This window comes from Rhodococcus sp. NPDC019647 (assembly GCF_044389235.1).
GTDB lineage: Bacteria > Actinomycetota > Actinomycetes > Mycobacteriales > Mycobacteriaceae > Rhodococcus_F > Rhodococcus_F oxybenzonivorans.
Genome location: NZ_JBIRXS010000002.1, coordinates 512,044 through 533,646 on the forward strand (window position 1 = coordinate 512,044; position 21,603 = coordinate 533,646).

At 66.4% G+C, this 21,603-nt stretch carries 22 protein-coding genes; 12 read left to right on the plus strand and 10 right to left on the minus strand.

The features are described 5' to 3' along the window. The first annotated feature begins 2 nt into the window (after positions 1-2). A complete protein-coding gene (gene hutG / locus ACH49N_RS07055) occupies positions 3-950 on the plus strand; it encodes a formimidoylglutamase (RefSeq protein ID WP_358271435.1) in 948 nt (315 codons plus the stop codon). Here the strand turns inward: hutG and ACH49N_RS07060 are convergent. Together ACH49N_RS07060 and ACH49N_RS07065 are read right to left on the minus strand one after the other, a co-directional pair. Continuing rightward, positions 920-1,396: a hypothetical protein gene (locus ACH49N_RS07060; RefSeq protein WP_250773186.1), complete on the minus strand. Its 477-nt coding sequence runs from the start codon at positions 1,394-1,396 to the stop codon at positions 920-922. The two genes, hutG and ACH49N_RS07060, sit on opposite strands and share 31 nt — an antisense overlap. A 5-nt stretch (positions 1,397-1,401) precedes the next feature. Further along, positions 1,402-1,986: a TetR/AcrR family transcriptional regulator gene (locus ACH49N_RS07065; protein ID WP_317768535.1), complete on the minus strand. Its 585-nt coding sequence runs from the start codon at positions 1,984-1,986 to the stop codon at positions 1,402-1,404. A 92-nt stretch (positions 1,987-2,078) separates the two neighbouring features. On the opposite strand from ACH49N_RS07065, the gene ACH49N_RS07070 reads away from it, so the two are divergent. Further along, positions 2,079-3,476, plus strand: a complete 1,398-nt coding sequence (locus ACH49N_RS07070; protein ID WP_358271299.1) for a cytochrome P450 — start codon at positions 2,079-2,081, stop codon at positions 3,474-3,476. 43 nt (positions 3,477-3,519) lie between these two features. On the opposite strand, the gene lhgO is transcribed toward ACH49N_RS07070, so the two are convergent. After that, positions 3,520-4,725, minus strand: coding sequence for an L-2-hydroxyglutarate oxidase (lhgO, locus tag ACH49N_RS07075; protein ID WP_358271301.1), 1,206 nt, complete (start codon positions 4,723-4,725; stop codon positions 3,520-3,522). Positions 4,726-4,767: 42 nt separating this feature from the next. Between lhgO and ACH49N_RS07080 the strand changes: the two genes are divergently transcribed. The 9 genes from ACH49N_RS07080 (at position 4,768) to ACH49N_RS07120 (ending at position 12,882) form a co-directional block, all read left to right on the plus strand. After that, entirely contained in the window at positions 4,768-5,040 is a 273-nt protein-coding gene (locus tag ACH49N_RS07080) for a helix-turn-helix transcriptional regulator (protein WP_159919217.1), read from the plus strand. Positions 5,041-5,120: 80 nt separating this feature from the next. After that, positions 5,121-5,690 carry an ATP-dependent Clp protease proteolytic subunit gene (locus ACH49N_RS07085; RefSeq protein WP_358271437.1) on the plus strand — a complete coding sequence of 190 codons (570 nt, stop codon included), beginning with the start codon at positions 5,121-5,123 and terminating at the stop codon, positions 5,688-5,690. A 92-nt stretch (positions 5,691-5,782) separates the two neighbouring features. Continuing rightward, a complete protein-coding gene (gene hypF, locus ACH49N_RS07090; RefSeq protein ID WP_358271303.1) occupies positions 5,783-8,089 on the plus strand; it encodes a carbamoyltransferase HypF in 2,307 nt (768 codons plus the stop codon). A gap of 45 nt (positions 8,090-8,134) precedes the next feature. After that, positions 8,135-8,896 carry a hydrogenase assembly protein HupF gene (locus ACH49N_RS07095; protein ID WP_358271304.1) on the plus strand — a complete coding sequence of 254 codons (762 nt, stop codon included), beginning with the start codon at positions 8,135-8,137 and terminating at the stop codon, positions 8,894-8,896. Then, positions 8,893-9,564 carry an SIS domain-containing protein gene (locus ACH49N_RS07100; protein WP_109326813.1) on the plus strand — a complete coding sequence of 224 codons (672 nt, stop codon included), beginning with the start codon at positions 8,893-8,895 and terminating at the stop codon, positions 9,562-9,564. Before ACH49N_RS07095 ends, ACH49N_RS07100 begins: the two co-directional genes overlap by 4 nt. After that, positions 9,561-10,661 carry a hydrogenase expression/formation protein HypE gene (gene hypE, locus ACH49N_RS07105; protein WP_208962682.1) on the plus strand — a complete coding sequence of 367 codons (1,101 nt, stop codon included), beginning with the start codon at positions 9,561-9,563 and terminating at the stop codon, positions 10,659-10,661. Before ACH49N_RS07100 ends, hypE begins: the two co-directional genes overlap by 4 nt. A gap of 25 nt (positions 10,662-10,686) precedes the next feature. Then, positions 10,687-10,959: a HypC/HybG/HupF family hydrogenase formation chaperone gene (locus ACH49N_RS07110; protein WP_109326811.1), complete on the plus strand. Its 273-nt coding sequence runs from the start codon at positions 10,687-10,689 to the stop codon at positions 10,957-10,959. A 16-nt stretch (positions 10,960-10,975) separates the two neighbouring features. Beyond that, on the plus strand, positions 10,976-12,103 hold the full coding sequence (gene hypD, locus ACH49N_RS07115; protein ID WP_109326808.1) for a hydrogenase formation protein HypD: 1,128 nt from the start codon (positions 10,976-10,978) through the stop codon (positions 12,101-12,103). Positions 12,104-12,108: 5 nt separating this feature from the next. Beyond that, a complete protein-coding gene (locus ACH49N_RS07120) occupies positions 12,109-12,882 on the plus strand; it encodes a DUF6390 family protein (protein ID WP_358271307.1) in 774 nt (257 codons plus the stop codon). Here ACH49N_RS07120 and ACH49N_RS07125 read toward each other — a convergent pair. The 7 genes from ACH49N_RS07125 to ACH49N_RS07155 form a co-directional block, all read right to left on the minus strand. Then, positions 12,870-13,811: an SDR family NAD(P)-dependent oxidoreductase gene (locus tag ACH49N_RS07125; protein WP_358271309.1), complete on the minus strand. Its 942-nt coding sequence runs from the start codon at positions 13,809-13,811 to the stop codon at positions 12,870-12,872. The genes ACH49N_RS07120 and ACH49N_RS07125 overlap by 13 nt on opposite strands. Further along, a complete protein-coding gene (locus tag ACH49N_RS07130; protein WP_358271310.1) occupies positions 13,808-15,118 on the minus strand; it encodes an MFS transporter in 1,311 nt (436 codons plus the stop codon). Before ACH49N_RS07130 ends, ACH49N_RS07125 begins: the two co-directional genes overlap by 4 nt. A gap of 71 nt (positions 15,119-15,189) precedes the next feature. Next, entirely contained in the window at positions 15,190-16,254 is a 1,065-nt protein-coding gene (locus tag ACH49N_RS07135; RefSeq protein ID WP_358271312.1) for an IS630 family transposase, read from the minus strand. Positions 16,255-16,313: 59 nt separating this feature from the next. After that, on the minus strand, positions 16,314-17,546 hold the full coding sequence (locus ACH49N_RS07140; protein WP_358271313.1) for an alpha/beta hydrolase: 1,233 nt from the start codon (positions 17,544-17,546) through the stop codon (positions 16,314-16,316). After that, entirely contained in the window at positions 17,543-17,788 is a 246-nt protein-coding gene (locus tag ACH49N_RS07145; RefSeq protein WP_159919201.1) for a hypothetical protein, read from the minus strand. Before ACH49N_RS07145 ends, ACH49N_RS07140 begins: the two co-directional genes overlap by 4 nt. Then, positions 17,785-18,429 carry a VOC family protein gene (locus ACH49N_RS07150; RefSeq protein WP_159919199.1) on the minus strand — a complete coding sequence of 215 codons (645 nt, stop codon included), beginning with the start codon at positions 18,427-18,429 and terminating at the stop codon, positions 17,785-17,787. Before ACH49N_RS07150 ends, ACH49N_RS07145 begins: the two co-directional genes overlap by 4 nt. Positions 18,430-18,452: 23 nt before the next feature. After that, positions 18,453-19,211 carry a maleate cis-trans isomerase gene (locus ACH49N_RS07155; protein WP_250773052.1) on the minus strand — a complete coding sequence of 253 codons (759 nt, stop codon included), beginning with the start codon at positions 19,209-19,211 and terminating at the stop codon, positions 18,453-18,455. 282 nt (positions 19,212-19,493) lie between these two features. On the opposite strand from ACH49N_RS07155, the gene ACH49N_RS07160 reads away from it, so the two are divergent. After that, positions 19,494-21,596, plus strand: coding sequence for a hydantoinase/oxoprolinase family protein (locus ACH49N_RS07160; protein WP_358271315.1), 2,103 nt, complete (start codon positions 19,494-19,496; stop codon positions 21,594-21,596). Positions 21,597-21,603 lie beyond the last annotated feature (7 nt).

Genomic DNA, 21,603 nt, shown 5'->3' on the forward strand with positions numbered 1-21,603 from the left:
ACGTGCCGATTCCGGTGTCCACTCCCCCGCCGACCTGGTCGGGGCGAGTGGACGGCTCCACGTCGGAGCATCTGCGCTGGCATCAGGTGGTCACACCGTTCGATCCCGCAGCCGAACCGGGGGCGACCGTGCTTCTCGGTTTCGCGAGTGACGAAGGGGTGGCACGAAACAAGGGGCGGCGGGGGGCGGCGGGCGGACCGGACGCGTTGCGGTCCGCACTTTCCTCCATGGCGCTGCCCCACCCGATTCGGGCGTACGACGCCGGCACCATCGCAGTCGTCGATGATCGGCTCGAGGCCGGGCAGGAGGCGCTCGCGGCCGCGGTCGGCGCCGTCGTCGACGCGGGTCACTTCCCGGTCGTCCTCGGCGGCGGGCACGAAATGGCGTACGGGACGTACCTCGGTCTGGCCCGGTCCGCGCTGAGAACCTCGGATCGGCGAATCGGAATCCTCAACGTGGACGCGCACTTCGATCTCCGCCCCGATCCGGTGGCGACGTCGGGAACGCCGTTCCGGCAAGTTCTCGAGCGCGAACGTGCCGCCGGAACCGCAGTGCAGTACTCGGTGATCGGCATCGCCCAGCCGAGTAACACGACAGCGCTGTTCGACACCGCCCGGCGACTCGGTGTGCGCCATCTGTCGGACGACGACTCGCTCGACCGGGCTGCCGTGCACGCGTTCGTCCTCGAATTCCTGGCGGGCGTGGACCTCGTCTACCTGACCATCGATCTCGACGCTCTACCCGCTGCAGTCGCGCCGGGAGTGAGTGCGCCCGCCGCGTTCGGCATTCCGGTCGAGACAGTGCAGTTCATCTGCGACACCGTTTCCGCCAGTGGAAAACTCGCGGTCTGCGATGTGGCCGAACTCAATCCTGTATACGACATCGACCAGCGCACCGCACGCACCGCGGCACGGCTGATTCACCGACTGGTGATCGGTCGGTCGAAATGACGCCGCAGGCGACGGTGCCGGTGACCGAAGAGGGCGTGCACCACGCGACCGATCAAGGGCGCCATTATCGCCATCGGAGTACGAAGTTCGAACGTGATCCGGTCAGAAATCCGAGTACGACCGTCCTCGCACGGAGTCAGAGTGCGTTCGTGCTCCCAACGACGCATGCTGAGCATCGTCGACTTCTCGTGGAACCGTCGTCCCCGATCGAGCTCGGCGATGGTCAGGGCGTCGTAGTCGAAGGGCAGAATGCCGAAAAGTTTGAGCCAGGCGCGGCCGAGGGGGTCGCCCACGGGAACAGTGTCGATGGTGATCGACCCGGCGCCGCGGGGCAGACTCATCGTCAACCAGGGCCGCAACTCGTCGTTGATGCCCTCGGGGCTCACGACGCGGTCCCAGACCCGGTCCATGGGTGCATCGACAGTCGATTCTCGCTCGATGATCACGGGGTTCATTCCGGCCACCCACCGAGCATGCCGGTCAGCGACCGCAGACAGAGGTCCCGCAGTTCGCTTTCGCGGATCGACGGGTGATCGAGCCAGTCCATACACACCGCTCGGACAAAGGCGATCCAGCCGCGCACCGCGACACCGATGAGCTCACGGTCGTCCGCCGGTGGGTCGAGGGCGTCGACGATCCGGCGTTGCTGCGCGTCGAGTTCGCGCTCGACGATGGCCCGGATGTCGGCATCCGCCGACAGGGCACCGAAGTTGACCGCCCGCACCCCGTGCCGATGGCTGGCGACATGCTCGAGATACGCGTCGAGGCCCGCCGCCACCTGCTCTTCGACGGGTAACGACGGGTCGGGGGCAGTGGCCGCGAGGAGCCGTTCGGACTCGCGCTCGACGATGGCCGCGAAGAAGTCTCGTTTCGTCGGGAAGTAGTGGTACATCAACCCACGCGACACCTCGGCGAGCTCGGCGACCTCCTCGATCCACACGTCCTCGTACGGCCGGTCGGCGAACAAACGCGCGCCGATGTCGAGTAGCTGCGTCCGCCGCTGTTCGGGGTCGAGGCGGCGGCGGGCACTGGTCATGCTGACTCACGCTACTACTTGACACCGATTCAGTAAGGCGTACCTTGCGTACTAGACATCAATTCAGTAGTGCGCGACACACCGGGGGCAATATGAGCGTCGAATCACTTCGCGAGCGCGACACCGCGGCTATTCCTCATCCCCGCTGGCGACTACCGGTACTCGGTGACGTGCTCGGCATCAACATCCGCACGCCATTGCAGAATTCGATGGAGATCGGGAAGACGCTCGGGCCCATCTTCGAACGCGATGTCCTCGGTAACCGCTTCGTGTTCGCCTCGGGCGCCGACATGGTGGCGGAACTGTCGGACGAGTCCCGTTTCGCCAAACACCTCGCTCCCGGCGTCGCCTCCTTGCGGGAGTTGGGCGGAGACGGGCTGTTCACCGCCTACAACCACGAGCCCAATTGGAGCAAGGGACACAACCTGCTCGCGCCGGCCTTCACGAAGCCGGCGATGCGCTCGTACCACCGTACGATGCTCGACGTCGCCGACGAGTTGACCGAGTACTGGGACCGCCGCACCGACGGCACACCCGTGGACGTGTCTTCGGACATGACCAAGCTGACCCTCGAGACGATCGGCCGCACGGGCTTCAGCTATTCGTTCGACTCGTTCGAGCGTCCACGTCCGCACCCATTCGTGCAGGCAATGGTGGGCGCACTCAGCCATTCGCAGCGGACGACGTTCGTGAAGACGTCCGCGATCGGGCGACTCCTGACACGCAGGGCGGATCGCCGCAATGCGAGAAATCTGGAGTATCTGGCCGAAGTGGTCGACGAGGTGATCCGGGCCCGCCGAGGCAGCGGCAACGCGGGCCCCGAGGACCTGCTCGAACTGATGTTGCGGGCGGCCCGGGAAGATCACCCCGACAAGATCGACGAGTTGAACATCCGTCATCAGGTGGTCACCTTCCTCGTCGCGGGACACGAGACGACTTCCGGCGCGCTGTCTTTCGCCCTCTACTACCTCTCTCGTCACCCCGAGGTGCTTGCGAAGGCTCGCGCCGAGGTCGAGGAGGTGTGGGGCGAGGAGACACCGGGGTTCGAGCAGATCGCCAAACTGCGGTATGTGCGACGAGTGCTCGACGAGTCGCTGCGGCTGTGGCCCACGGCGCCCGCCTACGGCCGGGAGGCCACCGTCGACACCACCCTCGTCGGCAAGTATCCGATGAAGGTCGGCGACTGGGTCCTCGTCCTCATCCCCGCGCTGCACCGCGACCCCGTCTGGGGGGACGATCCCGAGGCCTTCGACCCCGACAACTTCTTGCCCGAACGAATCCGGTCGCGTCCCGCGCACGTGTACAAGCCCTTCGGCACCGGCGAACGCGCCTGCATCGGAAGACAATTCGCGGTACACGAGGCCGTGCTCGTTCTGGGGACCATTCTGCGCCGCTACGACATCGTGGGTGATCCGGACTATCAGTTGAAGATCGCCGAGCGGCTCACCCTCATGCCCGAGGGCTTCACGCTCCAGCTGCGACGCCGCTGACCCTCCGACTGCAGCGTTGCGGCGGTCGGACGTCACGGCAAGCTCACCCGGTTGCGCGCGCGAGCGCCTCGTCGACGACGTATTCGGCGATGGCAAGCGAGGACGTCGCACCCGGGGAGGGCGCGTTCCGGACGTGAATGACGCGGTGCGCCCCGGTGATGACGAAGTCGTCCTCGAGGCTTCCGTCGGCGTTCATGGCCTGGGCCCGTATCCCCCGGGGACCACGGGTGACGTCCGCGCGACACACATCGGGCACGTACTTCTGTGCCTCCCGCACGAACGCCTCCGTACTCAGGACGGTGCGGGCTTCACGCACGGCTGCCGCTACGTTCCCGCGGGCGAACCGCCAGAACCCCGGAAACCCGATCGCCGACGCGGTATCGCGCACCGACCAGTCCCGCCGCGTGTATGCCTCCCGGCCGAGCGCAAGGAAAGCGTTCGGGCCGAGCATGATCCGGCCGTCGATCCGTTTCGTGAGATGGACGCCGAGGAACGGATAGCGAGGATCCGGCACCGGATAGATCAGTCCCTTCACCAGCGACGAACGTTCGGGTTGCAACAGGAAGTAGTCGCCGGAGAACGGGACCACGCGCGGTGATCGGGACTCACCGGACAGTACCGCGACGCGGTCCGACTGTAAGCCGGCGCAGGTGACCACCAGATCGAACGACTCGGTCCCGTGGGAGGTGGCAACCAGAGCCTCCCGCGCCCGGCTTTCCAGCCCCACCACTTCGGTCCCGAGTCGTACCCTTCCACCGGCCGCGCCGACGTCTCCTGCGAGCGCCTCCGCCACCGCGACGTAGTCGATGATCGCAGTTCTCGGGGAATGGATCGCGGCGACTCCGCGTGCGTGCGGTTCGATGTCCCGAATCGCGCCGCCGTCGAGCAACCGGACGTCCGGCACCCCGTTGGAAACGGCACGCTCGAATATGGCGTTCATACGAGCTATTTCAGTGGAATCGTGGGCGATCACCACTTTGCCGCATTCCTCGTAGGGCACACCCTTGTCCTGTGCATACTGCCGGAGCAGGGCGACACCACGCAGACACAGCCGGGCCTTGAGGCTGCCGGGGGTGTAGTACAGACCGGCGTGGACGACTCCACTGTTGTGGCCGGTCTGATGGGCCGCAACACGGGCCTCCTTCTCGAACAGCGTCAACTCGAGGCCGTCGATCCGGTGCAGGAGTTCCCGGGCGACCGCCAGACCGATGATGCCGCCGCCGACGACAGCCGCACGAACTTTCGCCATGAGCACCCCTCCGTATATCGAATTCGAGATATCATCGATGGTATGTCGACCGAACCTCGGCGCACTGCCTTTCCCGGATTGGAACACCTGTCCGGCCGGCGTCGAGCGCTCTTGGACGAACTGGTCGCCACCCGGCTCGAGCACGGACTGACCCAGACCGACATCGCGGCACAGATGGGCACGTCGCAGTCCGCGATTGCACGCCTCGAGCGCGGTGACATCGATCCTCGGCTCTCGACGCTCGAGCGGTATGCGGCGGCCGTCGGCCGGACTGTCGACTGGACGATCTCTGCACAACAGGAGTCATCACCATGATTTGGCCACCACCCTCACCGCCGCCCGTCCCGCCGTTCCACACACCGTGGCAACCGGATCCGCGGCAGCCACCCGCGCCGATGCACGTCACGTCGGTCCCCGCTCCCAGTTCCGACTGGCTCGCCGAGCGCCTGTTCGATCAACGGATCGTGACGTTGACCGGGAGGCTCGGCAGCGAAGCCACCAACCGCGCGGCGGCGTCACTCGCCCTGCTCGACGCGTCCGGCGACGGGGCGGTCCAGGTGTGGCTGCGCAGCGTCGATGCCGATGTCGACGCGGCCGCCGCCCTGCTCGACACCTTGGATCTGATGAGCGTGCCGCTGCATGTCCACTGCCAGGGCGCCGTAGCGAGCGTGGCGGTGGCCCTCCTGTCTCCCGCCGAGAAACGGACGGCAGCACCCCACGCCACCTTCCACCTCCGCGAACCGCGGACCACGTGTGCCGGTGCGGCATCGGACATCGCCACTGCCACCGAACACCACTCGCGGCAACTACGCAGGCTGCAAAGTCGTATCGCCGACTCCTGTGGACGTCCCGTCGACACCGTGATCGACGACATGCGCGCACACCGAATCCTCTCCGCGGACGACGCGCGGGACTACGGGTTGATCGACACCGTCACCGGCGCCCGCGCCACCGAAGAGGAATAGCCCGGGCTGATCACCGGCGCCCTTCCGCTCCACACGGGCGTCGCCACGGAAGGCTCTTGCGCCCGGGACATCGACCGGAGAATCATCCGAGGATGACGGTCGAACGATCGCGCATCACGGTTCACGGGGTCGTGCAGGGCGTCGGCTTCCGCCCGTTCGTCGCCCGCCTCGCCGACGACCTCGGTGTCAGCGGCCACTGCGGCAACGACGACGTCAGCGTGTTCATCGAGGTGGAAGGTCCCACCGCGTCGTTGTCGGAGTTCACCCGCAGGCTCCACGCGGACGCGCCGCCGATGGCGGTCATCGTGGACGTGGCCGTCGAAGCAGTGCCGCTGCGGGGCGACGACTCGTTCCGGATCATCGACAGCCGTCACGTCGCCGGTGCGAGAACGCTCGTCTCACCCGACGTGGCGACGTGCACGGATTGCCTCCGCGAGCTGGGTGATCCGCAGGACCGCCGGTACCGCCACCCGTTCATCAACTGCACGAACTGTGGACCTCGTTTCACCGTGATCACCGACCTGCCCTACGACCGGCCCAACACGACAATGGCCGACTTCCCGTTGTGTGAGCGGTGCTCGGCCGAGTACAGCGACCCCGGTGATCGCCGGTTCCACGCGCAGCCGGTCTGCTGCCCCGACTGCGGTCCGCACCTGTTCGCCGAAGTGGACGGTGAACGTCTCACGGGCGATGACACCGCGCTGCTCGCCGTGCAGCGGGCGCTGCAGGGCGGGAGGATCGTCGCGGTCAAGGGTCTCGGCGGGTTCCATCTCGTCTGCGATGCCACCGACAGCGCGGCGGTCGCGATCCTCCGCAAGCGCAAGCATCGGCCGGACAAGCCGTTCGCGGTGATGACGGCCGACCTCTCCGTGGCGCGGGAACTGTGCCGGATCTCCGAGTTCGAGACTGCCCTGCTGCAGCATCCCGCCCGGCCGATCGTCCTGCTGCGCAAGCACGACTCGGCTTCCGTGTCCGAGGGCATCGCTCCCGGCATCGACGACCTCGGTGTGATGCTCCCGTACACGCCGCTGCACCATCTGCTGTTCGCGCGCACCCCGGGCGGCCGGGTGACACCGCCGCGGACGTTGGTGATGACCTCCGGCAATCTCAGCGGTGAACCGCTGTGCTTCGACAACGACGATGCGCGCACGCGGCTTCGGGGCATCGCGGACGTGTTCCTGATGCACGACCGCCGCATCGCCGTGCCGTGCGAGGACTCGGTGCTGTCGGTCGACGGTGACACCGTCCTGCCGATCCGGCGATCCCGCGGTTATGCACCACTGCCGGTCGTACTCCCGCAGCACAGCCCGGAGGTGCTGGCGGTCGGTGCCGAGATCAAGAACACCTTCTGCCTTACCCGGCAGGACTACGCCTTCTGTTCGGCGCACTTGGGCGACATGGGCAGTCTCGAAAGTCTGCGGGCGTTCGAGACGTCGGTGCAGCAGTTGACGCACCTCCACGGCATCTCGCCCGAGGCAGTGATCGCCGATGCGCATCCCGGATACTCGACCCATCACTGGGCGCAGCGGTACAGCGAGCGGACCGGCACCCCTCTGCACACCGTCCAGCACCATCACGCACACGTCGCGTCACTGATGGCGGAACAGGGTTTGCTGGACACAACGGTGCTGGGTGTGGCCTTCGATGGCACCGGATACGGCTGCGACGGCACGGTGTGGGGCGGCGAACTCCTCCTCGTCGGCCCCGACGTGCTGAGCACCCGGCGTCTGGGACACCTGCAGCCCTTTTCTCTTCCCGGCGGTGATGCCGCCGTCCGCAACCCGGCCCGGGTGGCACTCGCCCTCCTGCACGAGGCCGGGATCGGGAACCTCGACGGACTCCCCTGCACGGACGCGCTGCCGGCGCCGGAACGCGCGGCGGTCGCGTCACAACTGGTGTCGGGCAGGGGCTGCGTCAGGACCACCAGCGCGGGCCGTCTGTTCGACGGGGTCTCCTCTCTATTGGGTGTTCGTCACCGCGTCACCTACGAGGGGCAGGCCGCCATCGAACTCGAGGCGCTCGCTCGCACCACCACTCACCCCGCCCCGCTGACCATGGACGTGGACGGCGACAAGATCGGGATCCATTCACTTCTGTCGGGCCTGATCGCGGGTGTCCGCGGGGGAACGCCTCCCGCGGAACTGGCACTCGGTTTCCACCATGCCCTGGCCGAGGCCACCGCCACGCTCGTCGACCTCGCCGTCGCCACCACCGGCATTACCACGATCGGACTGACCGGTGGAGTCTTTCAAAATCGTTTATTCCTCGGTCTGTTGAGAGCACACTGGAAGAGCAGCGGTTATCGAGTCCTCACCCACCACCGGGTGCCTCCCAACGACGGAGGACTCTCCCTCGGCCAGGCGGTGATCGGTGCCGCGGCGACCATGCGCGGACCGTGACGTCGGTAGCCCCGACCGACCGGCCCGGGGACGGGAGCGAAGTCAATGACGATCATCGAAACGGGCGGCCACCTCGTCGACACGGACCTGTCGGCAGACCTTGCCGCCGCATCACTTGCCCTTGCGCGCAGATTCCACGACGGCGCGACGCTCTGGGTCATCTCACCTCAATGGGAGCCGCACGCCCACCATGTGGCGGTCGAATTCGTACACCCGGTGATCATGGGAAAACGCGCGTTGCCGTCGGTCGCACTCGTCGAGCCCGACCCCGTGGCGCAATCCCGGGTGGCGAGCCGGCCCGGGGACGTCCTGCTGGCGGTCGCGTCGGCCGACGAGCCTGCCGTCGTGGACGCGATGCGCCGCGCCCCGGCGTGGGGCGTCGAAACCTTGTGGATCGGGGCGGGTCCGCGTCCACCCGCCGGAGCGGCGAATCACATCCTGTGGGTCGATTCCGACGACCCGATGGTCCCGGCCACCGGGCGATTCGTCCTGATGTACCACCTGTTGTGGGAGCTCACGCACGTCTGCTTCGAGCACTCGGGGCTGCTGAAGCCCGACACCGAAGAGTGCACCCAGACCGGCTGCGTCACCTGCAGCGACGAGGGCCGTCTCGGTGAAGTGGTGCTGGAGCCCGCTGACGCACTCGGCCCTGCCCTGGTGCGCACCGCCACAGGTGAGGAATGGGTGGACGTCAGCGTGTTGCCCGACGTGCGGCCGAACGATCTGGTCCTCGTCCATGCGGGCGCAGCGATCACCCGACTCGGTGGCACAGAGCCCCGCGCAGCAGAGCAGGAGAGGGAAGGATGACCACGCACGACTCCGAGAGCACCAACTTTCTCTACCCGTTCATCGACTCCGAGGAGACGGACGCGAAGAGCCTCCTCGACGACCTGGCCGCCTCGGCGCGTGGGAAAGCAGCCGAAAGTGCACGGCTGCAACGGGCCTCACTCGAGGAGTACGGCGAAGGCCTGACAGCGGCCGGCATCGAGATGGCCGACAGGTTTCGGCGCGGCGGCCGCCTCTACACGTTCGGCAACGGCGGCAGCTCCACCGATGCCGCGACCCTGGCGACCCTGTTCAGTCGTCCGGCGCGCGGACGCCCCGTCGCGGCCTGGTCCCTCGCCGCCGACCAGGCGGTGGTGACCGCATTGGCCAACGATGTCGGGTTCGACCTGATCTTCAAGCGACAGATCATCGCCCACGCCCGGGATCGGGACGTGGCCATTGCGTTGTCGACCTCCGGCAATTCCGACGATCTGATGACGGCGCTGACCGAGGCGAAGAGCAGAGGTCTTCTGACCATCGGGTTCGCGGGACACGAAGGCGGCCGGATGGCGGTTGCCGACTACCTGGACTATTGCTTCACCATCCACTCGCAGAGCATTCATCGCATTCAGGAGAGCCACGCGATGCTCGGGTACCGGTTGTGGTCCGTCGCCCAGGAACATCTCGCGAGACCGGGAGCGTATGCATGAGCACCACCGAACCAGCCACCTCGGCTCAGCGCGAAGACCGCGTGCTCGAGCGCATCGACAAGTTCCGTCAGCGTCGGCCGCGATTGCTGGACGAGGTGGTGACCCTCGCGCACGGGGCAGGTGGCAAATCGTCGGCCGCGCTCGTCGATGCCGTCTTCGTGGAGGCGTTCCGCAACGAAGAACTGGAACAGCTCGGGGACGCCGCGGCCCTGGCATTGCCTTCCGGTGAGCGGCTCGCCTTCTCCACCGACTCCTACGTGGTGCAGCCGCGGCGCTTTCCTGGTGGATCGATCGGTCACCTCGCCGTCCATGGCACGGTCAACGACCTCGCGGTGTCGGGTGCGCGGCCGCAGTGGCTGTCGGCGGCATTCGTCATCGAGGAAGGCTTTCCCATCGCGGAGCTGAAGGAGATCGTCGCCGACATGAGTGAGGCGGCGATTCTGTCCGGGGTGCAGATCGTCACCGGTGACACCAAGGTGGTGGGCAAGGGCGCCGCCGACGGCGTGTACATCTCCACGGCGGGCGTCGGTGTGATCCCCGACGGTCGGCGGTTGTCGCCGGACCTCGTCCGGCCCGGCGACAAGGTGGTGCTGTCCGGCACCATCGGGGAACACGGAATGGCGGTCATGCTGGCGCGGGGTGACCTCGCGATCGAAGCGGACATCGCCTCGGACACCGCGCCGGTGAACGGAGTGGTGGAGGCGCTCCTCGCGGCGGCGCCGTCGACACGGTGGATGCGCGACGCCACGCGCGGCGGTGTCGGAACCGTCTGCAACGAACTCGCCAAGGCCGCCCAGGTCGCCGTCATCGTCGACGAGGAAACCTTGCCGATCCAACCGCAGGTGCTCGGTGCCTGCGACATGCTCGGCATCGACCCCCTGTATGTCGCGAACGAGGGCAAGTTCGTGGCCGTCGTCGCGGCGGAGGAAGCCGAGGCCGCCGTGACGGCGATGCGGGCGCACCCTCGCGGAGCGAATGCCGCAGTCGTGGGCGAGATTCTGAGGGAACCTCCAGGAATCGTCGCGTTGAGAACATCATTCGGCGGCAGCCGGATCGTCGACATGCTCGTCGGTGACCCACTCCCCCGGATCTGCTGAGAACCTCCCGGAGAGGAGAAACCCGATGTGCTTGGGAATACCCGGTCAGGTGGTCGACATCGTCGACGCCCAACAGCATCTGGCCAAGGTGGACGTGAACGGCGTCCAGAGAACGATCAGTGTTCGACTGCTCGCCGAAGACAACCTGGTGGTCGGTGACTGGGTGCTCGTGCACGTCGGGTTCGCGATGGCGAAGATCGACGAAATCGAGGCGCAACTCACCCTGGACCAGGTGCAGAAGATGGGCGCCGACTATGTGAACGAAATCGACGCGTTCAACTCGTCCGAGATCGCCTGAGAGTCAGAGGTAAGTGATGAAGTTCGTCGACGAATTCCGCGACCCCGCAGCGGCGCGAGCCCTGGTCAAGTCCATCACCGAGCTGGCCCGCGGTGACGAGTTCAAGTTCATGGAAGTATGTGGCGGCCACACCCACACGATCTATCGTCACGGTATCGAGCACCTGCTGCCCGAATCGGTGGAGTTGGTGCACGGGCCCGGATGCCCGGTGTGCGTCATCCCCATGGGCCGCGTCGACGACGCGATGTGGCTCGCGGAACAGCCCGGTGTCATCTTCACCACCTTCGGCGACATGATGCGCGTGCCCGGCTCGAAGGGCAATCTCATCGAGGCCAAGGCGCGGGGCGCGGACGTCCGGTTCGTGTACTCACCGCTCGACGCCCTGAAGGTGGCCATCGACAATCCGGACAAGCAGGTGGTGTTCTTCGCGGTCGGCTTCGAGACCACGGCGCCGTCCACGGCCGTGACCCTGGTGCGGGCGCGGGCGCTCGGGGTGACGAACTTCAGCGTGTTCTGCAACCACGTCACGATCGTTCCGCCCATCAAGGCGATCCTGGAGTCGCCGGACCTGCGGCTGTCCGGGTTCCTCGGCCCGGGGCACGTGTCCACGGTGGTCGGACTGCGCCCGTACCGCTTCGTGTCCGAGGTGTATGGCAAGCCGATGGTCGTCGCCGGCTTCGAACCCCTCGACATTCTCGCCTCGGTGCACATGCTGCTCCAGCAGATCCGGGAGGGACGCTGCGAGATCGAGAATCAGTACAAGCGGGTGGTGCGCCCGGAGGGCAACGTGCAGGCGCTGAAATTGATGGCCGAAACGTTCGAGCTGCGACCACATTTCGAGTGGCGTGGTCTCGGGTTCATCTCGCAGAGCGCACTGAAGGTGCACCGGAATTACGCGGAATTCGACGCCGAGGAGAAGTTCTCGATGCCGGGCATCCGCGTCGCCGACCCGAAGGCATGCCAGTGCGGTGAGGTACTCAAGGGTGTCATCAAGCCCTGGGAGTGCAAGGTGTTCGGGACGGCCTGCACACCGGAGACACCCATCGGCACCTGCATGGTCTCTCCCGAGGGCGCCTGCGCCGCCTACTACAACTTCGGCCGGTTGCACCGCGAGACCGCGCAGCTGCTCGGGCAGCGAGCCTGACTGCCATGGTGTCGCTCGAACATTCGGTGCTGCCGGGGCACCGCCTGTTCGCGCAGTACGCGCACGCCCCGAATGCGCTCGGGTATTGCGGCCCTCCGGGTTCCGAGCGACTGCAGGCGCTCGCGTGCGGTCAGGCCACCGACGTCGATGTGCTCTCGCTGGCACGGCAGTTCAGCGGCGCCTGGCCGTATCAACAGGTGATCGCGGAACTCGCGGGCATCGCCGACCCCCTGGACGAGCGGGTGGTCCGTGCCTACTGGACGGCCGACGACCTGATCGACCGCATAGACCGAGCCCAGTTCGGCGCAACCCTCCTCGCGCGGCTGGCGTCGACAGCGGGACACTACTGGAAACACCTGACCGGGGAGCTCCTCGTCGAAGCGGCTCCGACACACAATTTCCATGTCTTCGGCGTCTACCCGTGGTCGCGACTACTCGACACGGGGATGCCGCAACCGCTGCACGTCCTCGACTCGTGCCGGATCGGCTGGGGTGAGGTGGTGGGGTTCACGGCCGACCGGGCAGTGGTCCGTTCACGACCGCTGATGTTCGAGCACGGGCAGCTCTTCCTCGGACCCGACCGGGAAGTGCCCGCCGACTACACAGTGCCCGAGGGAGCCTTCGTCCCCGACCTCGCCGTCGGCGATTGTGTCGCGGTGCACTGGAATTTCGTCTGCGACCGGCTCGACGCCGCCCAGCTCGACCGCCTCGCGCAGCAAACGGAATGGCAACTTGCGCAGACCAACCGGAGGTTGTATACGGCTGGTCACTCCGGGTAGCAGTCTCCTCTGTCGGGTGTGGCCCGGATTGCGGTTTCGACGAAGTGCTGAATCTGGGCTGCAGTGCTGTCGGTGCCCGACTGCGCCGTCGAGTCGTTGATCTGAGGCCAGTGACGGACAACGTCTTCTGGGGTTCTGGCATCCGCGGGGAGGAAGACGCCGTGGGCTTCGAGCATGCGGCTGACCGCGAACGTTCCACCGCCGGCGCCGAGGATCGTCTTGGTCGGTGCATCCTCGGAGACCAAGAACAGCGCACCGGGCGTAATCGACTCCGGAGTCAGAAGTTCGGCGGCCGTGACGTCGAAAATCGATTCGGTCATGGAAGTCGTCGCGAGGGGCGCCAGCGCATTGACTCGAATGCCCTTGGATTGCCCCTCGATCGCGAGCACGTTCATCAGGCCGACGAGCGCCGATTTGGCTGCGGCGTAGTTCGCTTGCCCGAAGTTGCCGTAGATCCCGGACGCGGAGGTCGTCATGAGAATTCGGCCATACTTTTGGGTGATCATGTGCGGCCATACGGCTTTACTGCAGTGCACGCCACCCATCAGATGGACGTCGAGGACTGTGCGGAAGTCGTCGATGCTCGCGTTGCGGAAGCTGGCATCTCGCAGAATTCCGGCGTTGTTGATGAGGATGTCGACCCGGCCCCATGCGGAGAGGGCCCGGTCGACCATGGCGGTGACCTGCGGATAGTCGGTGACGTCGGCGTAGTCGGCGATTGCCGAGCCGCCGCGGGTGGTGATGTCGGCGACGACCCGGTCTGCGGGCGTGTTCGGAGTGTTGTCGGCGGAGCTTTCGTCAGCGGATCCAGCGATGTCGTTGACGACGACGTGAGCGCCGCGGGCTGCGAGGGCGCGGGCGTGGGCGCGGCCGAGTCCGCCGCCGGCCCCGGTGACGATGGCGACCTGGCCCGTGAAATCAATGGTCATGACACTGCTTTCTGTTCAACGTTCTCAGCGACAGGGATGGCCGCGTCGGCCGCGGTATGCCGCGGTACGAGCAGCGTCAGTACGGCGCCGACGACGGCGGGGACGGCGAAGGCGAGCAGTTGCCAGGTGGTGCCGGCGCCGAGTGCGACGAAAAGTCCCCCGTATGTGGGGCCGATGATCGCACCGATCCGGCCCACTCCCAATGCCATGCCGAGCCCGGTGGCCCGGCTGGATGCCGGGTAGAAGGTGCCGACGAAGGTGTTGAGCAGGATTTGGGTGCCCGTGGTGCCCACACCCGCGAGCAGTACCAGTAGATAGATGACCGCGAGCGGCGGGGCGGTGGCGACGAGCAGCAGAGACACTGCGGCAATGACGAAGAAGGTTGCGGTGACGGGTTTTATACCGTACCGGTCGGCGAGTACGGCACCGATGAGTGCGCCCGCCGCGCCGCCGACGTTCAGGGTGAGCAGGAACGACAAGGCGGCACCCAGCGGGTAGCCGGCCGACTTCATGAGCGCGGGAAGCCAGGTCGCGACGCCGAACAATACGAGCAGGCAGACCAGGGTCATGCCCCAGAACAGCAGCGTCGCGACAGTGCGGTCCGCGCCGAACAGTGCGCGCAGCCCGCGTCGGGGGCTGGGCGCGGCCAGAGCGGAGCTCGCGGCGTGCTGGAGGTGATAGCGGTCGGCGATCGCCGCCGCGGCCTCATGCCGGCCACGAGCATTCAGATAGGCCGGTGACTCCGGCAGGTATCGGAGCATCACCGGAAGGAAGACGAGTGCCGGCACCATCCCGGCCAGGAACATCGCCCGGAACCCGTACTCGGGCACGAGCCACAGCGACAGCACTCCGGCAAGTATTCCGCCGATGCTGGTGCCGACGAACCCGAGCGCCACCGACCGGGCCCGAGCACCCGGTTCGGCGAACTCGATCAATGTTGCTGCCGCGGTCGGCATCAGGACACCGGCCCCGAGTCCCACCGCAACACGCCCGACCCCGAACACTTCGGGGCTGGGTGCGAACGCGCACACCCCCATCGCCGTGGAGAAGACGAGGACGGCGGTGAGGAGAGTGCAGCGGCGGCCCCAACGGTCGGCGACGGCCGCGGCGAGCAGGGCGCCGACGAGCATGCCGACTCCGGCGAGGGAGCCGAGCATTCCCACCTGGGTGGCGTCGAGGTTCCAGGAGTCGTAGCTCAACAGTGAGGGGACCACTGTTCCGTACATCAGGAGGTCATACCCCTCGAGGATCAGTGCCATGAGGCAGAGTCCGACGACGGGCGCGGCAGGGGCGATACGGGCAGACATCGGTGTCTCCGCTCGAAGTGACATGACCACGCTGTCCCGCCGGAGGCAGGTCAGAGTGAATGCATCGGTGGCTAGTGGCCTGTTGTTGAAGTAACTTGACGGTTTGCCTTGGTAAGGACTTGGTCGGCAGTCTTGGTCCAGACGAACGGCGCGCAGCGGGTGTTCCATCCGTTGATGAAGGCGCGGATCTTAGTGGTCAGATCCTTGACGGAACCGAAGGTTCCGCGGTGGATGGCCTGACGCTCGATGATCCCGAACCACACCTCCACCAGGTTCATCCACGATGCCGAGGTGGGCGTGAAATGCACATGAATACGCGGATGTTCGGCCAACCACGCCCGGACTTCGGCCTTCTTGTGAGTGGCGTAGTTGTCCATCACCAGATGCAGCTCCCGGTCCGGGTAGGCGCGGGCGAGGTGTTTGAGGAAGACGAGGAACTCCTGATGACGATGCCTCGGTTTGCACAGCCCGGTGACCTCCCCGGTAGCGATGTCCAGGGCTGCGAACAGGGTCGAGGTGCCGTGTCGGACATAGTCGTGGGTGCGTTTCTCGACCGAACCGATCCGCATCGGCAGCATCGGTGCCGTCCGGTCCAGGGCCTGGATCTGCGACTTCTCGTCCACGCACAGCACGATCGCGTTGTCCGGCGGATTCAAGTACAGCCCGACGATGTCGGTGACCTTGGCGACCAGTTCCGGATCGGTAGAGAACTTGAACGTCTCACTGCGCCAGGGCTTGACACCGTACTCGCGCCATGCCGCCGCGACCGTGGTGTTACTGATCTTCAATCGGTCGGCGAGCAACCGGCTGCTCCAGTGCGTCACCCCGAGATTCTTCGGCGGCGGAGCCAACGTCGCGGTCACAATCGCGGCGTGGTCGACCTTCCGAGGCCGCCCCGACCGCAACTCGTCCTCGAGCCCCGCGGTCCCGAACTGCTCATAACGCGAACGCCACAGGATCACCGTCGGCCGAGACACCCCGACCGTCCGCGCGATCTGCGCATTCGACTCCCCGTCTGCCGCCAACACCATCATCCGCGCCCGCTGCGCCAAATCCGCACGCACCGACTTCGACCGCGCCAACGCGGTCAGCACATCCCGATCTCCGTCGCGCAAAACCAAAGGAGCAGCTCGCATGCCTCATTGTCTCAAACAAGACCGTCAAATCACTTACCCCACGCCGCACTAGGGACGCGTTACGTGCAGCGGGTTTCGAGCCACGCGCCGATCTCGGCGGCGGCCAGGCTGGCGCCGGTGGGAGCGCCATCCCGGATCGGCCCTCCGAAGTGGGTGCCGGCGACGCGGACGTGCGTTGTGTCGGTCGATCCGAGGGCGTCGACCATCATTGTGGCGTCCTCGGGGAAGCACGCCTGATCACCGGTGAGTTCGACAAACAGTGTCGGGACGGTGACGGCGGGAGCACAGCGGAGGAAGTCGGCATTGCTGCTGAGACCCGACCAGGTAGACAGCCAGGCGTCCGGAGTGGCGAACCGTCCGAAGCCCACGAGTCCGTAGTTGGTCAGGTCGGGTCGCCGGCCGAACAGTGACCCGTAGGGACGCTCGTTCGGGCTCAGGGACAGGTCGGTGAACCTGAGGTCCGCGTCGGTGCGGTACACGCTCAGGACGCGGGGCGCTAACGCGGCGCGGCGATCCGCCGGGTCCGCGGTGCGCTTGTATCGGCGACGCGCATCGGCGGCTTCGTCGACTCGTGCGCGGGCGATCGCGTCGAGGCGGGCGATCCGGTCGTGCTGCGCTACCCGGTAGCGGGTGACGAAATCGGGTGGATACGAGGAACTGTGCGGCGGTTCGGCGAAACCGTTCGCAGGATCGAAGGGGTTGAGGTCGGGATCGGCGGCGAGGGGGTCCGACTCGTCGGTGACCGACGGGTCGATCAACCGCAACAGCAGTGCCCCCTGTCCGGGGTGCGGGGCCATGAAGATCGCCGCGTCGGGCAGCGGCATCTCGGCGCCGGGGAGATCGATCGGTCGTCCCGCCGGGGTACGGGTCAACCGCTCCTCTGCCGGTAGTGCGGCCTGCTGGTGATAGAACGCGAAGAGGGTCCCGCCTCCGGAGTGCCCGAGACTGACGACGTACTCGAACCCTTTCTCCCGCAGGAACACCTGTCCGGCCGCGGCATCCAGCAGCGCCTGCTCATGCACCAGGGCGATGTCGTTGTTGACCGACCGGGTGCCCTGCGTCCACACCGCGAACCCACGGGCGAGCAGTTCGGGAACGAGCACATGATGAGTCAGATCCTGACGCGGGTGCATCAAGGTGACGACGGTGCGCGCACCAGGAACGACCCGCAGCACGCCGGAGACCGTGGCACCGTCGGCGGTGGCGAGCTCGTGCGTCGACGTCACCGTGGCCTCGGGAGCTCGAGCAGCGTCGATATATCGGCCGGCGCCCAACCGTGAGTCCTCACTCATCGCGGCTCGACCCGCATGACGTCCTTGTCCCACTGCGTAATTCGAGACTGCGCCAGCCCGGCGACACTGCTGTACCAGACGGCGTGGCGGCAGCCGGTGGCGCGGCGGTCGATGACGATGGCCGTCTCGGAGACGATCCGGAAGTAGGGACCGACGTGGTCGACGGTGACCGCCGGATCCTGACCGGCGACTTCGGCGACCGCGGTGTTCTCCGGGACGTCGAGGACGAACAAGGTCGTCATCGGGTCACCACCTCCTTCGATTCTTGTTCCTGCTGCCAGGCGGCCGCGCGTTCGGTGATCAGTTCCGCCTTGCGAGTCAGCAGGGCGGCCATGCTGGGATCGGGGCCGGTCACCACGTCGACGAGGGCGTCGATGGTGAGGTTCGCGTCGAGATCTTCCTGCGGGGTGACCGGACGCAGCGCCCGGGTGATCTCGATCATGTACCCGTTGGGGTCATGGGTGTAGATCGACTCGATCGTCTCGTGCTGGATCTGCATCTCCACCGGCCATGCGCTGTGGTCCAGTCGCCGCCGATATTCCGTCAGGTCCTCCTCGCTGTCGACATGAATGGCCAGATGACGCGAGCGGATGAAGAAGATGGGCACGTCGTCATCGAAGCGGGAGTACGAGTCGCCCTGTGGTCCGCCGTCGAAGGGTTCGAGGCCGAAGTAGTAGAAGAAGGCGAGCCGGTCGTCGTTGCCGATGTCGAAGAAGAAGTGAATGAAGTCGGGGTGTTTCTCCGGTCCCCAGCCGGCGGCGCAGATGGAGTGTACGACCGGGAACCCGAGAACGTCGCGATAGAACTTCACGGTGGCGGCGGGATCGAAGGTCGGATAAGCGACGTGGTCAACGCCTCTGACGGTGTGCTGCAGTTCGGACATGGTGAACTCTCCCAAGGGTTCGGTTACTGGCGGGCGGCAGCCGGCGCGTCGGCGCGCAGCAGACTTCCGGCTCCGGGAATGTCGACGTCGAGGTCGAGTGCGCGCAGCAGGCTGTAGGCGCCGGCGGTAGCGGCCGACAGCACCGGCAGGTCGAATTCGTCTTCCGCGCCTTGGACGAGGTCGAGTGAGGGCATCTGCACGCAGGCGGAGATCACCATGGCATCGGCTCCGGTGCGGTCGAGCGATCGTGCCGCTTCCATGACCCGTTCGCCGGGGATGCAGCCGACCTCGGCGTTGTCCGAGACCTCGAGAGCGCGCCAGTCGGACACCGCAATGCCTTCCGCCTCGATATAGGCGACGACCTGCTCGGCGAGCGGAAGCATGTAGGGCGTGACGAGGATGATCCGTTTCGCGTCGAGGGCATGGAGCGCTTCGACGAGGGCGCCCGCGCTGGAGCGGACCACTGCGTCGGAACCCCCGGTCGCCAGTTGCTCGGCGACCAGGCTTTCCACGCGTTGGTGCTCCCCGGGTCCCACTGACATCAGGGCGACCAGGCATGCGTAGAGGATGGCGTCGACGCCTGCGTCACCGAGTTCGAGGATGCACCGCTCGCGTTGAGCGTTCATCGCTCGCAGTTGTTCCGGAGACACCGCCTGCATCCGCATGCGGCTCGAGTGGAATGAGAACTGGGCCTTCGTATGTCGGCCGAGCAGGGCCGGCATTTCCGTTTCGACGGTCACATTCGAGCTCGGTACGACGAGTCCGATGCGGTGAATGCCCATGGCGTAGCCCTTCTGATTGGAATGGCAGCTGGGAGCGCGGTCCGCCCTGCCGGATATTTACGTTCACGACGATTATTCGACGCGAATGACGATTCGTCAAGCCTCGGGATTGGCGGGCCCCGCGAGCAACGATGCCGACCTGAGCCACGTTCGTGTCCCTCCTCACATTCAGCACTTGACAGGTCGTCAGTCACGTCGAATACTCGACATTGACGTAAGGAGGTGTTCGAGGATGACCTCACACCCCGTCGCATACCCCCGGCACGAAGGAGCACAGCGGCAATGGCATATGTAATTGGAGTGGACGTCGGTGGCACGTTCACCGACGCGGTGTTGGACGACAACGCCGGCACTGTTCTCGCCGCCAAGGCTCCCTCGACCCCGCCCGACTACTCACGCGGCGTGATCGACGTTCTCGAGGCGCTCGCCGAGCAGCTGGGATGCCCGATCGAGGAGATGCTGGCAAACACGCACCACATCGCTCACGGCACCACCTCGTCCCTGAACGCCCTCGTCATGGGCAACGTGCCCCCGGTCGGCTTCCTCACCACCAAGGGCCACCGCGACTCGATCTACATCATGAACGTCGAAGGACGTTATCTAGGCAGCTCACCTGAACAGCTCCAGAACGTGATGGGACAGAGCAAGTCCCACGGTCTCGTCCCGAAGAAGCACGCCCTGGAGGTGACCGAGCGGCTCGACCGGGACGGCAACGTCGTCGTCGCCCTCGACGAGGACTCCGCCCGCGAGTCCATCCGCGAGCTCCTCGCCGAGAAGGTGTCGGGGATCGCGGTCTCGCTGTTGTGGTCGTTCCGCAACCCCGTGCATGAACAGCGCATTCGCGAACTCGTCCACGAAATCGACCCGACGATGTTCGTTTCCCTGTCGAGCGAGGTGAGTCCCCGCATCCGCGAGTTCGCCCGCAACGCGACGACCATCATGAGCACCCAGATCGGGCCCGGGCTCCGGGACTACCTCGGCGAATTGGAGTCCAAGCTGCGCAAGCTCCAACTCGCGGGACCTCTGCTGGTGATGCAGAGCAACGGTGGCGCAGTCGCCGCCGCGGAGGCACCGAAGAACGCGATCAGCACAGTCGGATCAGTGCTGACCGGCGGTGTGGTGGGCGCCGTCTCCCTCGGCAAGCAACTCGACCACCGCAACATCATCGCCACCGACGTCGGCGGAACCACCTTCCTCGTCGGACTCGTCGTCGACGGGGAGCCCGTCCGTTCCTCCAGCACGATCATCAACCACCATCCGATCAACGTGCCGACCCTCGAGGTCCACGCCATCGGCTCCGGCGGTGGCGCCATCGCCTGGATCGACGCCGGTGGCAACCTGCAAATCGGCCCGCACAGCGCGCAGGCCGTCCCGGGCCCGGCCTGTTACGGCCAGGGCGGCACCGAACCGACCAACGCCGACGCCAATCTGGTGCTGGGAATCCTGCCCGAACGCGGCCTCCTCGGCGGGCGTAAACCGCTCGACAAAAACCTTGCGCGCGAAGCGATCCGTACCAGAATTGCCGAGCCGCTGGGTCTGTCGATCGAGGACGCCGCCGCGGCCATCTACGCGGTCCAGAACGCCCAGACCGGCGACCTGCTTCGCAAGACCGTGGTCGAGGCCGGCCACGATCCCCGGAACTTCGTCCTCTACGCCTTCGGCGGGTCCGGCCCGGCCCACTGCGCGGCCTACGCCGCCGAGGTCGGTGTCCGGGAGGTCATCGTTCCGCTCGGCCAGGTCGCGTCGGCCTTCTCGGCGTACGGTCTCGCGTCGTCCAACATCGTCCTCGCCGCCGAACTGTCCGACCCGGCCGCCATGCCCCTCGACCCCGCCCGCGCCGAGCGCAACTTCACGCAACTGGAAAACCAGGTGCTCGAACAGATCAACCGACAGGGCTTGACGTTCACCGGCGTCGAGATCGAGCGTGAGATCGACATGCGCTACACCATGCAGCTCGCCGAGGTCGCCACCCCGATCCCGGCCGGAGACCTCGACGCAGTCGGGATCGCGCAGGCGTCGGATCTGTTCGAGCAGCGGTACGCCGAACTCTACGGAGAGGACAGCGGATTCCGGGAAGCCGGCATCCAGGCGATTACCTACCGGGTGCGCGCGACCGGCATTCTGCCCTTCTCCCCCACGCTGCCGGAACTGAAGTCCGCGGACTCCGCCGATGCATCGGCCGCCAGGATCGGCACCCGCAAGGTCTGCCTGAACGGCCGGATCGGATACGTGGACACCGACGTCTACGACTACAGCAAGCTGCTCGCCGGACACGTACTGTCCGGCCCGGCGATCGTCGAGGTCCCGACGACCACCGTCGTCGTCCCCCACGGCACCACCGGCACCGTCGACCGTCTCGGCAACCTCAACATCGTCGCCCACTAGGAGCACC